The organism is Chryseobacterium binzhouense (assembly GCF_007474545.1).
Lineage (GTDB): Bacteria > Bacteroidota > Bacteroidia > Flavobacteriales > Weeksellaceae > Chryseobacterium > Chryseobacterium binzhouense.
The window spans coordinates 14,651-27,265 of record NZ_VKOG01000008.1 but is presented as its reverse complement, the minus strand read 5'-3'; the positions used below and the strand labels follow the sequence as shown (position 1 = coordinate 27,265).

The 12,615-nt window shown below is 35.5% G+C and carries 15 protein-coding genes; 10 read left to right on the top strand and 5 right to left on the bottom strand.

All coding sequences use genetic code 11. The annotated features are described in order from the left end of the window. Positions 1-51 precede the first annotated feature (51 nt). From FNE73_RS15415 to FNE73_RS15395, 5 genes are all read left to right on the top strand, one after another. Positions 52-1,245, top strand: a complete 1,194-nt coding sequence (locus FNE73_RS15415; protein WP_143885450.1) for a pyridoxal phosphate-dependent aminotransferase — start codon at positions 52-54, stop codon at positions 1,243-1,245. A 118-nt stretch (positions 1,246-1,363) separates the two neighbouring features. Next, positions 1,364-1,831: a pyrophosphohydrolase domain-containing protein gene (locus FNE73_RS15410; protein WP_143885449.1), complete on the top strand. Its 468-nt coding sequence runs from the start codon at positions 1,364-1,366 to the stop codon at positions 1,829-1,831. A gap of 1 nt (position 1,832) precedes the next feature. Continuing rightward, the gene (locus FNE73_RS15405) at positions 1,833-2,405 is read left to right on the top strand and encodes a TlpA family protein disulfide reductase (protein WP_143885448.1); all 573 of its coding nucleotides are present in this window, start codon (positions 1,833-1,835) and stop codon (positions 2,403-2,405) included. Further along, positions 2,402-3,007: a DUF4230 domain-containing protein gene (locus FNE73_RS15400; RefSeq protein ID WP_143885447.1), complete on the top strand. Its 606-nt coding sequence runs from the start codon at positions 2,402-2,404 to the stop codon at positions 3,005-3,007. Before FNE73_RS15405 ends, FNE73_RS15400 begins: the two co-directional genes overlap by 4 nt. A 10-nt stretch (positions 3,008-3,017) precedes the next feature. Beyond that, positions 3,018-3,197, top strand: coding sequence for a hypothetical protein (locus FNE73_RS15395; RefSeq protein ID WP_089744814.1), 180 nt, complete (start codon positions 3,018-3,020; stop codon positions 3,195-3,197). Positions 3,198-3,245: 48 nt separating this feature from the next. Here FNE73_RS15395 and FNE73_RS15390 read toward each other — a convergent pair whose 3' ends face one another. Continuing rightward, the gene (locus FNE73_RS15390; RefSeq protein WP_143885446.1) at positions 3,246-4,214 is read right to left on the bottom strand and encodes a dipeptidase; all 969 of its coding nucleotides are present in this window, start codon (positions 4,212-4,214) and stop codon (positions 3,246-3,248) included. Between the two features lie 121 nt (positions 4,215-4,335). On the opposite strand from FNE73_RS15390, the gene thrS reads away from it, so the two are divergent. From thrS to FNE73_RS15365, 5 genes are all read left to right on the top strand, one after another. Beyond that, positions 4,336-6,273, top strand: a complete 1,938-nt coding sequence (gene thrS, locus FNE73_RS15385; protein ID WP_143885445.1) for a threonine--tRNA ligase — start codon at positions 4,336-4,338, stop codon at positions 6,271-6,273. Between the two features lie 150 nt (positions 6,274-6,423). Continuing rightward, positions 6,424-6,924, top strand: a complete 501-nt coding sequence (infC, locus tag FNE73_RS15380; protein ID WP_130913502.1) for a translation initiation factor IF-3 — start codon at positions 6,424-6,426, stop codon at positions 6,922-6,924. A gap of 359 nt (positions 6,925-7,283) precedes the next feature. After that, positions 7,284-7,481: a 50S ribosomal protein L35 gene (gene rpmI, locus FNE73_RS15375; RefSeq protein ID WP_034676300.1), complete on the top strand. Its 198-nt coding sequence runs from the start codon at positions 7,284-7,286 to the stop codon at positions 7,479-7,481. 173 nt (positions 7,482-7,654) lie between these two features. Continuing rightward, positions 7,655-7,999, top strand: a complete 345-nt coding sequence (rplT, locus tag FNE73_RS15370; RefSeq protein ID WP_143885444.1) for a 50S ribosomal protein L20 — start codon at positions 7,655-7,657, stop codon at positions 7,997-7,999. Positions 8,000-8,094: 95 nt separating this feature from the next. Then, complete coding sequence (locus FNE73_RS15365) at positions 8,095-9,264, top strand: M28 family peptidase (RefSeq protein ID WP_143885443.1); 1,170 nt, start codon at positions 8,095-8,097, stop codon at positions 9,262-9,264. A gap of 1 nt (position 9,265) precedes the next feature. Here the strand turns inward: FNE73_RS15365 and FNE73_RS15360 are convergent, their stop codons facing one another. The 4 genes from FNE73_RS15360 to rsgA all read right to left on the bottom strand — a co-directional run bounded on the left by FNE73_RS15360 (position 9,266) and on the right by rsgA (position 12,579). Then, on the bottom strand, positions 9,266-9,829 hold the full coding sequence (locus FNE73_RS15360; RefSeq protein WP_143885442.1) for a hypothetical protein: 564 nt from the start codon (positions 9,827-9,829) through the stop codon (positions 9,266-9,268). A gap of 130 nt (positions 9,830-9,959) precedes the next feature. Continuing rightward, positions 9,960-10,964 carry a peptidylprolyl isomerase gene (locus tag FNE73_RS15355; protein ID WP_143885508.1) on the bottom strand — a complete coding sequence of 335 codons (1,005 nt, stop codon included), beginning with the start codon at positions 10,962-10,964 and terminating at the stop codon, positions 9,960-9,962. 78 nt (positions 10,965-11,042) lie between these two features. Then, complete coding sequence (locus FNE73_RS15350; RefSeq protein ID WP_143885441.1) at positions 11,043-11,552, bottom strand: FKBP-type peptidyl-prolyl cis-trans isomerase; 510 nt, start codon at positions 11,550-11,552, stop codon at positions 11,043-11,045. 100 nt (positions 11,553-11,652) lie between these two features. Further along, complete coding sequence (gene rsgA / locus FNE73_RS15345) at positions 11,653-12,579, bottom strand: ribosome small subunit-dependent GTPase A (protein ID WP_143885440.1); 927 nt, start codon at positions 12,577-12,579, stop codon at positions 11,653-11,655. Positions 12,580-12,615 lie beyond the last annotated feature (36 nt).

The following is a 12,615-nucleotide window of genomic DNA, read 5'->3' as shown; positions in this document are numbered from 1 at the left end:
TACTCAGATTCAAACTAAGTTTTTATATATTTGTTCAAAAGACAAAACTATATGGATAAACTTTCAGACAGAGTAAAAAGATTAGGATATTCTCAGACTTTTGTAATGTCTAATAAGGCAAGAGAAATGAAAGCCAGTGGAATAGATGTAATCAGTTTAACATTGGGCGAACCGGACTTCGATGTTCCCGATAACATTAAACAGGCTGCTTTTGATGCCATCAATGAAAATTACAGCCACTACTCTCCTGTTCCCGGCTTTTTGGAGCTTCGACAGGCAATTTCTGAAAAATTAAAAAGAGACAACAGTGTAGATTACAAACCTACACAAATCTGCGTTTCTAACGGTGCAAAACAGGCTATCATCAATGTTTTGGCTTCTATTATAAATGATGGTGACGAGGTTATTCTTCCTACTCCTTTTTGGGTAAGCTATGATGAAATGGTAAAAATGATGGGCGGTACATCCGTAATGCTTCCTACATCGTATGTCACTGATTTTAAAATCACTGCAGAACAGCTTGATGAAGCTATTAATGAAAAAACAAAAGCTGTTCTTTTCAGTTCACCCTGCAATCCGTCAGGCGGATATTACACCTATGATGAACTTAAATCTTTAGCGAGAGTTATTGCGAAATATCCTCACGTAACGGTAATATCAGACGAAATTTACGAATATATCAATTACGAGACAAAGACCACGTCCATTGCGCAGTTTCCTGAAGTGTATGAGCAGACAGCCGTTATCAACGGAATGTCCAAAGCTTTTGCAATGACAGGTTGGAGAATTGGTTATTCTGCCTGCCCGGAATGGCTCGCGAAAGCTTGTGAAAAAATTCAGGGACAAATGACCAGCGGAGCCAATACAATGGCACAGCGGGCTTCTATCACGGCACTGAAAACCGATCCTAAAGAATACCGTTACATGATTGATGCCTTTAAAAGCAGAAGGGATCTGATGTACGATTTAATGAAAGAAATTCCTGGTTTTAAGGTAGTTTTACCAAAAGCAGCATTTTATTTCTTTCCTGATATTTCCTTTTATATAGATAAAACCCTGAACGGAACTGAGATCAAAAATGCTGATGATTTTGCTATGTTTTTGCTGGAGAATGCTCATGTCGGTTGTGTAGGCGGCGTATCTTTCGGAAGTCCGGAATGCATTCGTTTTTCTTATGCTGCTTCCGAAGAAGATTTGAGAGAAGCCATGAAAAGAATAAAAGAATTGCTTTTGCAGTTCAATTAGAAATCATGAAGCTGTCAAAATAAGACAGCTTTTTTTAATGATATTTTCAGCCTAATTGATAACGGCAGATGTAATTCTATCATCATTTTTTTATATTTGCTTAAAATTAAAATATTTCATGGATAAAATTGACAGCTTGAACCAAGTAGCAGAATTCCACACCACCTTTAAAGCACCTATTTTAGATACCCCTCAGATTCCTTCGAAAGAAAGATGTAACCTAAGAGTAGAACTTTTACAGGAAGAGCTGAACGAGTTAAAACAAGCTATTGAAGATCACAATATTGTTGAAATTGCAGATGCATTGTGCGACTTACAGTATGTTTTGAGCGGAGCTGTCTTAGAATTTGGTCTTGGCAGTAAATTTGTAGAACTGTTCAACGAAGTGCAGCGTTCCAATATGTCTAAAGCGTGCGACAATGAAGAACAGGCACAGGAAACCGTTGAATTTTATAAAGAAAAAGAAGTAGAATCTTTCTACGAAAAATCAGGAGAAAAATTTAATGTATACAGAAAATCTGATCATAAGGTTTTGAAAAACAAATACTATTCTCCTGCTGATTTAAAATCAATAATTGACAATTAGAATGAAAAAAATTATTACCCGAATTGTAGCAGTTTCAGTTTTGGCAATTGCTTCACAGCAGCTAGCCGCTCAGAAAGTGGTTGTGAATCGTGAAGTAGAAACCACCAACGACGAAAAAATGCTTCTGGGGCACCAATTGAAAGATCAGTTTACCAAAGAGCCTTATGCGGACTGGTATGTAAAAGAGTTCAACGAGTATGCTTTAGATCAGAAAGCCATTACTGAACTTAAAAAAAGTAAACTTAATTCTTATAATATTATTGTCTTTCTGGGAACATGGTGCGAAGATTCTCACAGAGATTTCCCGAGATTGATGAAGATTCTGGATGAATTGAAATATCCTGATACCAGACTCACCATCATTGCTGTAAACAGAAAAAAAGAATCTCCTACAGGTGACGAGGTAAAATATAATGTGCACAAAGTTCCCACCATCATTGTAGAAAAATATGGCAAGGAAATTGGAAGAATTATTGAAATGCCGACTACAGGATATATTGAAAGAGATCTGGTAGAAATTCTTGGAAAAGATGACCGGTCGGTAATCAGAGAAATATTTAAGAAAGAGAATTGAGAAATTTAAAAATTATCATACCGTTTTTTGCAGGAGTTCTATTAATGTTGCTCCTGTTTTTTGGTTTTAAATCCTGCTTTAACGCAACTGAAAAGAAAGAAAAATCAGATTATTACATCCTGACCAATCAGATTTCGAAAATGAATAAGATGGTCGTTCTGGAACAGAATTTTTCAGCCATGCAGAAAACCAAAATGAGCTATGAGTTTTTTGGAAAGGAAATGACGAGTAACAGTATCATTACCTACACCAAAACCAACGCACAGGTTTCCTATGATCTCAACAAGATGAAAATAGAAGTAGATTCTATTAATAAAAGACTGGTTATTACAGAACTTCCGGATGCGCAGATACGAATTACGCCGAGTGTAGAAATTCAGTCACTGGATGATTCTTTCTTCAACAGAATTTCAGAAAAAGACATTAAAAATGTTACTCAAAAGGCAAAACAAACTGCCATAAATTCCGTAGATCAAAATAAGCTGAGAAACGAAGGCCGTACACAATTAATGGAAAATCTGAACAATATTTTTGTTTTGGCAAAGGCTTTGAATTACACAATAGAAGATAAGACCGGAAAAATCGGTATTCTCGGACTCTAAATTCAATACTATGGATTCAAAAGAAAAAAATAAAAAAGAATCTGCCAATACCGCAGAAACAAAGAAACAAAACGAAGATTTCCGCGACATTCCCGCATCTTCAGAAAAACAAAACCCTTCGGATGTAGACAAAGAAGACGTGCAAAAATCTTCAAAAGACAAAACAGGTAAAACAGATAATACTGAGTGAAAGCTCAGTATTTTTTATATGGTCAAAATCACCTTAAAGACAGAATGTTTAATAGCCTAAATTTCTCAAAAAATTCTCTGCATTCTGATGACTTATTTTCTCCATTATTTCAACTGAAAAATGTTCCGAAAGTCTTTTATTAATAGAATTATATGCTGTCGAGTTACAGTATTCTTCAAAGAAAAACGGATAACGTGACTTGTCGGGATGGTTTTTATCATAAAAGAAATCTCCGCCGTATGCAAGATAATCTTCTGCTCCATTTTCGATGCCGTACCGGATGTGTCTGTAAAGATTTTCGGGGTTGTCATTTCCCACAAAATCTTTTACGAAATTAATTCCGATAAGACCTTTTCTGCTGATAATTTCTTTTACCAGTTCATCAGGAAGATTTCTCTTATGATTGCAGATTTTTCTAAAATTAGAATGACTGGTAAAAACAGGAATCTTGTAATTTCTCTGATCAATATAGTTCAGGATACCGAAAGCCAGCGCATCGCTAGTATGAGCAAGATCAACAACAATATTTTTATCTGAAAGATAATCCAGCAAAATTTTCCCATCCTGTTTAAGTCCGGCTTCAGAAAAATTACCACCACCGAAGCGGTTCTCGGTGTGATGGGTCATTCCGATATACAGCAGCTTTTGAGTCTTTTCAATAATTTTTTCTAAATTCCTGAAACCCTGTTCAAGTTTTTCATCCTCCTCACAGAATCCAGATGCATTTTCAATAGCAGCAATAATGCCTGTTTCTGAATGATTTTCTAAATCTTCTAACGTATTAAATAAATAGAAATTTTCTGTTTGTATAAGATCAGAGAAAATCTGGCTTTGTTGCTTTCCAAATTGTGTACTTCCCTTTAAAGTCGGACTGAAAATCGCCATCACCTGAAGCTTTACATTTCCTTCTTTCAAAAACGGAAGCGAACAGCCGATTTCTCCGTCATCAATCTTAGAATCAGGATTCATCAGATATACCAATAAGTCGCAGTGAAGGTCAATATTTCTTTTTGTCATGGTAAAAATATAGGTTTTTTAGCAGGAAAGTATGTGTTTTCATATTCAAATATAGTATAAATATAATATTGAATTATAAAAAAAAACGTATTTTTGCATCTTAAAATTTCTTAGTAAAACAATGATAAAAATTACACTTCCAGACCAAAGCGTCCGAGAATTTGAAGGAGAAGTTACTCCTTTAGATGTGGCAAAATCTATTAGCGAGGGATTGGCTAGAAATACCATTTCCGCAGTTGTAAACGGTACACAAGTAGAGACAACCACACCTATAACCACAGATTCTACGTTGCAGCTTCTGACATGGAATGATGATCTTGGAAAGAAGGCCTTCTGGCATTCTTCAGCCCACCTTTTGGCGCAGGCTATCCTTGAGTTTTATCCAAATGCTAAGTTAACGATCGGTCCTGCCATCGAAAACGGATTTTACTATGATGTAGATTTTGGCGACGAAAGCTTATCTGAAAAAGATTTCGAGAAAATCGAAAAGAAAGTTTTGGAAAATGCTAAAAAAGGATCAACATTCTCTTTATATCCGGTTTCTAAAGAAGAGGCTTTAAAAACGTATGCCGATAATCCGTATAAAGTTGAATTGATCTCTAATCTTAATGATGGAGAAATCACTTTTGTAACCCATGATAACTTCACAGATCTTTGCCGTGGAGGTCATATTCCGAATACAGGAATTGTAAAGGCTTTCAAAGTTCTCAACGCAGCAGGAGCATACTGGAGAGGAAATGAGAACAATCCTCAGCTTACAAGAGTGTACGGTATTTCTTTTCCGAAACAAAAAGATCTTACAGAATATCTTGAAAGACTTGAAGAAGCAAAAAGAAGAGATCACAGAAAATTAGGTAAGGAATTAGGGATTTTTGCCTTCTCTGAAAAAGTGGGACAAGGTTTGCCATTGTGGCTGCCTAAAGGAACTGCTTTAAGAAAAAAATTAGAAAATTTCCTTTCAGTAGCTCAGAAAAAAGCAGGATACGAATTTGTAATGTCTCCCCACATCGGAGCAAAACAATTATATGTTACTTCAGGACACTGGGATAAATATGGTGCAGACAGCTTCCAGCCAATTAAAACTCCGAATGAAGGTGAAGAGTTTATGCTGAAGCCTATGAACTGCCCGCATCACTGTGAAATTTATAAAACTTCTCAATGGAGCTATAAAGATCTGCCAAAGCGATATGCAGAATTTGGTACGGTTTACAGATACGAGCAAAGTGGCGAGCTTCACGGCTTAACCAGAGTTCGTGGTTTTACCCAGGATGATGCGCATTTATTCTGTACTCCGGATCAGTTAATGGATGAATTTAAGAAAACTATTGATTTGGTTCTTTATGTTTTCGGTTCATTAGGTTTTGCTGATTTTACGGCTCAGATTTCATTGAGAGATCCCGAAAATAAACAAAAATATATCGGATCAGATGAAAACTGGGAAAAAGCAGAGAATGCAATCGTAACTGCTGCAACAGAAAAAGGTTTAAATACCATTACCGAATATGGTGAAGCTGCATTCTACGGCCCAAAACTGGATTTTATGGTGAAAGATGCTTTGGGAAGAAAATGGCAGTTAGGAACAATTCAGGTAGATTACAATTTACCGGAAAGATTTGACCTTACGTATATTGGAAATGATAATGAGAAACATAGACCGATAATGATTCACAGAGCACCATTTGGCTCTATGGAACGCTTCATTGCGATTTTACTGGAAAATACAGCCGGAGATTTCCCATTGTGGCTGGCTCCGGATCAGTTTATCATCCTTCCGATCAGTGAAAAATATGTAGATTATTCAAAAAAAGTTTCACAACTTTTAGAAAATCACGATATTAGCGGATTAATTGACGAAAGAAACGAAAAAACGGGTAAAAAGATCCGTGATGCAGAGTTGAAAAAGATTCCTTTTATGCTTGTAGTAGGCGAAAATGAAGAAAAGGATGGCACAATTTCTGTACGAAGACGTGGCGAAGGTGATTTGGGAGTAATGAGCATTAATGATTTTGTAAATTACTTTAAAGAAGCTTCACAAACAGGATTTGAATTTGCCGGATAATTGAAGATAACAATTCCCGGAAATCAATAAGATCAGCTAAAATATCAGCTGGTCGCAATAAGTAAAGATTAACCAATAAAATTTAATACAATAGCACAAAGATTTAACAACAGAGGCCCACAAAGACGTCCACAACAGGAGGACGCTCACATGATTAACGATAAGATCCGTGTAAGAGAACTTCGTTTGGTGGGAGACAACGTAGAACCGGGTGTATATCCTATTGATAAGGCAAGACAGATTGCCAAAGATCAGGAGCTGGATCTGGTTGTCATTTCAGATAAGGCAGAGCCTTTTATTGCCAGAGTACTTGACTATAAAAAGTTTTTGTACGAGCAAAAGAAAAAACAAAAAGAGCTAAAGGCTAAGCAAGTAAAAGTGGTAGTAAAAGAGATCCGTTTCGGTCCTCAGACAGACGATCACGATTATGAGTTTAAGAAAAAGCACGCCGAAAAATTTTTAGAAGAAGGTTCCAAATTGAAAACTTATGTGTTTTTCAAAGGGCGTTCTATCATCTTTAAAGATCAGGGAGAAATTTTACTCCTGAAGCTTGCTCAGGAACTGGAGCATGTAGGAAAAGTAGATCAGCTTCCTAAACTTGAAGGAAAGAGAATGATCATGATGATGAGCCCTAAGAAACCGGCTAAATAAATTTACAGTAATCATCTGCAACATTCAGATACCGATGATTTATCATACTAAAAAGAGATTTTCTATGAAAGTCTCTTTTCGTATTATTATTTTTCGTAATTTTGCAGACGCAATTATTGCGTGAGGGATAGTAATGGAAAGCCCGCAGCAAGCGGTGGAAATGCCGCAGAGCGAGGACTTGTAATGGATAGCCCGACCCGAATGAGCGAATGCAGCGCAGCGGAATGAGCGAGTAAGGGACACGCCCAAAATCAATGTAGCAATTTAACAATGTATCAATGTAACAATATTGGTGAACTGGTAAATTGATTCTTTGATACATTAAAATATATTGATAACAAAACATAAAAAAGCAAACAATGCCAAAATTAAAAACGAAATCAGGTGCTAAGAAACGTTTTGCTCTTACCGGAACTGGTAAAATCAAAAGAAAAAACGCTTACAAAAGCCACATTTTAACTAAAAAAGAAACAAAGCAGAAGAGAAATCTTACTACTACTTCTTATGTAGCTAAAGTGGATGAGAAAAGTGTTCAACGTCAATTAGCCATTAAGTAGTTTTTATAAATCATTATCCGGTTTATAAGAATTAAAAAAATTCAACATTTAACCCTGAAACGGTGCATCTAAGAGAATAAAGTCTGGAGTATGTGAATTGTAGAGAAATCTCATATCAATGATCATTCATCATTTACTTTAGTTCCGCCCTTTTCAAAAAAACAATTTAAATTATGCCAAGATCAGTAAATGCCGTAGCTTCTAGAGCTCGCAGAAAAAAAATAATGAAACAAGCTAAAGGTTTTTTCGGTAGAAGAAAGAACGTTTGGACTGTTGCTAAAAACGCGGTACAAAAAGCAATGCAATATGCTTACCGTGGAAGAAAAGAGAAAAAGAGAAACTTCAGAGCACTTTGGATCATGCGTATCAACGCAGGTGCAAGAGAGCACGGAATGTCTTACTCTCAGTTTATGGGAGCTCTTAAAAAGAACAACATTGAGCTTAACAGAAAAGTTTTAGCTGATTTAGCAATGAATCACCCTGAAGCTTTCAAAGCAGTTGTAGATCAAGTAAAATAATGTAAAATTTTTTGTTATCAATATAAATCCCGAGTTTTTTGCTTGGGATTTTTTTATTATTTACATTTGTGTAATATTAAAGATTATCATACAAAGTGAAAAAAATAACCGGTTTTCTGTTTCTTTCGATAGCGGCTTGCAGCCTTAATGCACAAAGTTTTATACAGGCTTACCAGACAAGAGCCAACCAGGTTACCCAAACCAACGTAACAACTCTTCTTCAGGAGTTTGCCAATCTGGGAATAAAAACTACAGGTTCTGTCGCCAATACTAATACTCTGAACTGGCTTAAGGCAAAATATCAATCTTACGGATATAATGCAAGCCAGATTACAGAAGATACCTTTACTTTCGGAAGCACAACCTCCAAAAATCTGGTGGTTACTAAAACAGGAACTGTTTATCCCAACATCTACGTCATTATCTGCGGACATTATGATACCATTACGGGTCCCGGTGTGAGTGATAATGGAAGCGGAACTTCAATTCTTCTGGAAGCAGCAAGAATTCTGAAAGATGTACCAACAGAATATTCGGTAAAATTTATTCACTTTTCCGGAGAAGAACAGGGCTTAATCGGAAGCACGCATTATGTAAATAATGTTGTTTTCCAAAATAATGTAAGACAGCTTAATCTTAAAGTTGTTTTTAATATTGATCAGGTAGGAGGAAAAATTGGAAATAACAACAATACAATTACCTGCGAAAGCGACCAGAGCGGACAAACAGCCAACAACGCGCCTTCTCTAGCCATGACTCAGCAGCTCGCTGCATGTACAGCATTGTATTCTCCGCTGCAGACTATATTATCTAATGCTTTTGCTTCGGATTATATTCCTTTTGAAAATAAAGGGGATATCATTACCGGTTTTTATGAAACGGTAAGAAGCAATAATGAGCATACCGTAAATGATACTTTTGCAAACGTAGATCCTGTATATGTATTCAATGTTGGGAAAGCTGCTGTTGGTGCTTTACAGCATTTTGCAGTAGCGTCTTCTATTCTGTCAACCAATGAAGTTGCGGAAAATAAGCTTGAATCAATTAAAATCTATCCTAATCCTGCCAAAGATATTCTTCACGTAGAAATTCCTGAAGAACTCGGAAATTTCAGCATTGAAATCAATGATATGACAGGAAAGCTTATTTCGTCCCACGAAAACGAAAAAAACATTAACGTTTCAAAATTAGTTAACGGAGCTTATCTTTGTACAGTAAATTCGGAAGATGGAAAGGTGGTAAGAAAATTTCTTATCGAAAAATAGTTTAAATCTTATCAAGAATTTTTTTAGGCAAAACTTTTGTCAGCTGAGATTTGAATTCTTTTTCGGCTAATACAACTTTCCAGTTTTTTCTGTCTTTAGAAACAGCATAAACGGACATAGGTGCATTGATGATATATGCACCTTCCTTTGCTATATACTGTATATTATCTTTGCCATACTTCGATGAAAGCATCTGATTGATATTTTTTTTCATGTCATCATTCATGGAACTTACGTCTGCTCTCAATTTTAAAAAATAGCTTACCAAAGAAAAATATTCTCCGTCCACCAACTCAGGTTTTCCTACTGAAGCAAACTTCATATCTTTTACATCAACTTTTACAAAAGGATTGTTGTAAGTCATATTGAGAAGCTGAGTCATCTGTTCTTTGGGAACTACAGTAAAATATTTGGGATAAATACAGTCTATTGTTTTATCTAGCTGTTTATATTTAATCGTATTGGCAAAATAAACTACAGATTTTCGTATTGCCTGATCATCATTCTGTCCGAAAGAAAATGCAAATATCAGGACTAAAACGAATGTGAATATTTTATTTTTCATTTTTTAAATTTAAAGTTGCTTCAAATGTACATAAAAAAGGTGTCATTCTGATATTGGTCGAAAGAACAATTTCAGTAAAAAAAAGCCGTCTCAAACGAAACGGCTTCTGAATTTATTTTTATAATCGTGATTAAGGAACTTTCACCAATTCCACATCAAAAATCAACCATGCATTTGGCGGGATTACTCCTCCTGCTCCTCTTTCACCATAAGCCATTGCCGGCGGAATCAGTAAAGTAGCAGTTTCACCTTCTTTTAATAATAGAATCCCTTCGTCCCATCCTTTGATCACTCTTCCCATTCCTACAGGAAATTCCAATGGTTCGTTTCTTTTAAATGAAGAATCAAATTCAGTCCCATTTGTCAGTTTTCCTGCATAATGTACCTGAACATTATCTCCGGCTTTAGGAGTTTTACCTTCTGTTTTTTTGGTAATTTTATAATAAAGACCAGATTCAGTTACCTGCATTCCTGCTTTAAGATCTTCTAATGCTTTCTTAGCCTCAGCTTCAGCTTTTTCTTCCATAGCTTTATTATTAGCTGCTATTTTTTCCTTTCCTTCATTGAAAATTTTTGCAGCATCATAATTTTTATATTCGTCACCTTTTCCGAAAACAGAAACTTTTTCAAGCACTATATCGGTTTTAGGCTTATCCTGTGCACCTTTTTCCACATTGGCAATTGCATCAATCACCTCCTCTCCTTTTACTATTTTACCAAAAATTGTATGTCTGCCGTCTAACCAAGGTGTTGCCACTTCAGTAATAAAAAACTGAGACCCATTGGTATTCGGTCCCGAGTTTGCCATTGAAAGAATTCCTTTGCCTGTATGCTTCAGATCGTTTTTTTCGTCGTCAAATCTGTAACCAGGATCACCCATACCCGTTCCTTTAGGATCACCTCCCTGAATCATAAAATCCTTGATTACTCTGTGGAAAATCGTTCCGTCATAAAAAGGAACTCCTTTAGCTTTTGCTTTATTATCTATTTTACCTTCTGCAAGACCAATAAAATTGGCTACAGTTACCGGTGATTTTTTATCCTCAAACTTTACGATCATATTACCTTTCGTTGTCTGAAGATTAGCGTATAGTCCGTCATTAAGACCAGCGTAAGTTTCTTTGTCTACGTTCATTTTTTTATAAATTGGAGTACAGCTCAGAAGCGAAATGCCTGCCGCTGCAAAGATTATATTTTTGTTTGAAAATTTCATTTAAAGAACTTTTAATTTTATAATTAAAGGAATGTCGTTATCAATTTTATTTTCATCACCATAAGTTCCATACGCAAGTGAAGACGGAACCAAAAGCGTAATTTCTTCTCCTTCTTTCATGTATCTTAGCGCATTTTCCACAGCTTTAAGTTCATCAAAATGACCAAATCTTGCATTATTTCTACTGATTGGCTTATCATAAATTTTGGTCTGATCAAAATCATACAGATCATAAGAATAAGAAATCAAAGTTTCATCCTGTCTTCTTTCTCTTTTATCAAAACCCGGAACATCAGTCCAGTAATTAAGCTGTGTGGGAAAATAATCAGTTTTTTGATCTTTAATCCAATCATTAATCTGTTCTCTCTCTATTGTATTAAGATTTTTGGAACGGTTTTTTGATACATCAAGATCTTTCTGACTCAAAACTCCGCCAACAGGTGGATGTACCGGATTATTTCTTTTGCAGCCAATGAAACTCAAAAGCGATATGAATATTATTTTTCTCATAAAACTATTGCGAAAATACATAATTCAGTAATGATTAGCAAAAATTGATTACATTATTAATTAAACTAATAATTGTTTTCCGGATTAATAAAATTAAATACTATTTATAAGGAAGATCTTCCGCTTCTTCCATTAATTTTAGATAGGTAGAATATCTTGAGTGCTGAATTTCTCCGCTCTCCAGGCTTTCTATTACCGCACATTTGGGTTCATTAATGTGAAGACAGTTGTGATATTTGCATTCTTCTCTTTTTCTGAAAATTTCCGGAAAATAATGCTGCACCTCTTCTTTTTCAATATCAATCATAGCAAATTCGCGCACTCCGGGAGTATCAATTACATTTCCGCCGAAATCCCAAAAATGCATTTGTGCAAAAGTAGTTGTATGCTTTCCTTTTAGATGCGTATCTGAAATTTCAGAAGTTTTAAGATTAAGCCCCGGTTGCAAAGCATTCACCAAGGTAGATTTTCCACATCCGGAATGACCGAAAAATACCGATATCTTATCTTTTAAAATTTCTGTCAGATCATCAAGATTCAGTTGGGAATAAGATGAAATTTCCAATGTTTCATATCCTATTTCCTGATACAGAAATTCAATATCTTTTACCAGTTCCTGCTCATCATCATTTAAAACATCCATTTTATTGAATAAAATAAGCGGAGTAATATTGTAAGCCTCACAACATGCTAGAAATCTGTCTAAAAAGCCCAGCGATGTTTCAGGAAATTTTAATGTAAATATAAAACACGCCAAATCTATATTAGAAGCAATTATATGAGCTTCTTTAGAGAGATTGACTGATTTTCTGATCAGATAATTTCTACGGGGTTCTATTTTGGTAATCCAAGCAATATCGTCCTGTTCCAGCTGAAACTCAACAAAATCACCTACAGCCAGAGGATTGGTAAGCCTGGTTTTAATCAGTTTAAATTTTCCACGAATTCTTGCTTCAAAAATTTTACCTGATTCTGTTTCCAAAACCTGATACCAGCTTCCCGTAGATTTTATGACTTTACCTTTCATATATTATAACTACAAATATAGACAATTCGGGAAAAT

What these genes read in the sequence shown, in the direction of transcription:
- FNE73_RS15390 (WP_143885446.1), bottom strand. Translation starts at nt 4,214, where the DNA reads ATGACAAAAAGAAATATTGACCTTCACTGCGACTTATTGGTATATCTG.
- FNE73_RS15360 (WP_143885442.1), bottom strand. Translation starts at nt 9,829, where the DNA reads ATGAAAAATAAAATATTCACATTCGTTTTAGTCCTGATATTTGCATTT.
- thrS (WP_143885445.1), top strand. Translation starts at nt 4,336, where the DNA reads ATGATAAAAATTACACTTCCAGACCAAAGCGTCCGAGAATTTGAAGGA.
- FNE73_RS15410 (WP_143885449.1), top strand. Translation starts at nt 1,364, where the DNA reads ATGGATAAAATTGACAGCTTGAACCAAGTAGCAGAATTCCACACCACC.
- rsgA (WP_143885440.1), bottom strand. Translation starts at nt 12,579, where the DNA reads ATGAAAGGTAAAGTCATAAAATCTACGGGAAGCTGGTATCAGGTTTTG.
- rplT (WP_143885444.1), top strand. Translation starts at nt 7,655, where the DNA reads ATGCCAAGATCAGTAAATGCCGTAGCTTCTAGAGCTCGCAGAAAAAAA.
- FNE73_RS15350 (WP_143885441.1), bottom strand. Translation starts at nt 11,552, where the DNA reads ATGAGAAAAATAATATTCATATCGCTTTTGAGTTTCATTGGCTGCAAA.
- FNE73_RS15395 (WP_089744814.1), top strand. Translation starts at nt 3,018, where the DNA reads ATGGATTCAAAAGAAAAAAATAAAAAAGAATCTGCCAATACCGCAGAA.
- infC (WP_130913502.1), top strand. Translation starts at nt 6,424, where the DNA reads ATGATTAACGATAAGATCCGTGTAAGAGAACTTCGTTTGGTGGGAGAC.
- FNE73_RS15405 (WP_143885448.1), top strand. Translation starts at nt 1,833, where the DNA reads ATGAAAAAAATTATTACCCGAATTGTAGCAGTTTCAGTTTTGGCAATT.
- FNE73_RS15355 (WP_143885508.1), bottom strand. Translation starts at nt 10,964, where the DNA reads ATGAACGTAGACAAAGAAACTTACGCTGGTCTTAATGACGGACTATAC.
- FNE73_RS15415 (WP_143885450.1), top strand. Translation starts at nt 52, where the DNA reads ATGGATAAACTTTCAGACAGAGTAAAAAGATTAGGATATTCTCAGACT.
- rpmI (WP_034676300.1), top strand. Translation starts at nt 7,284, where the DNA reads ATGCCAAAATTAAAAACGAAATCAGGTGCTAAGAAACGTTTTGCTCTT.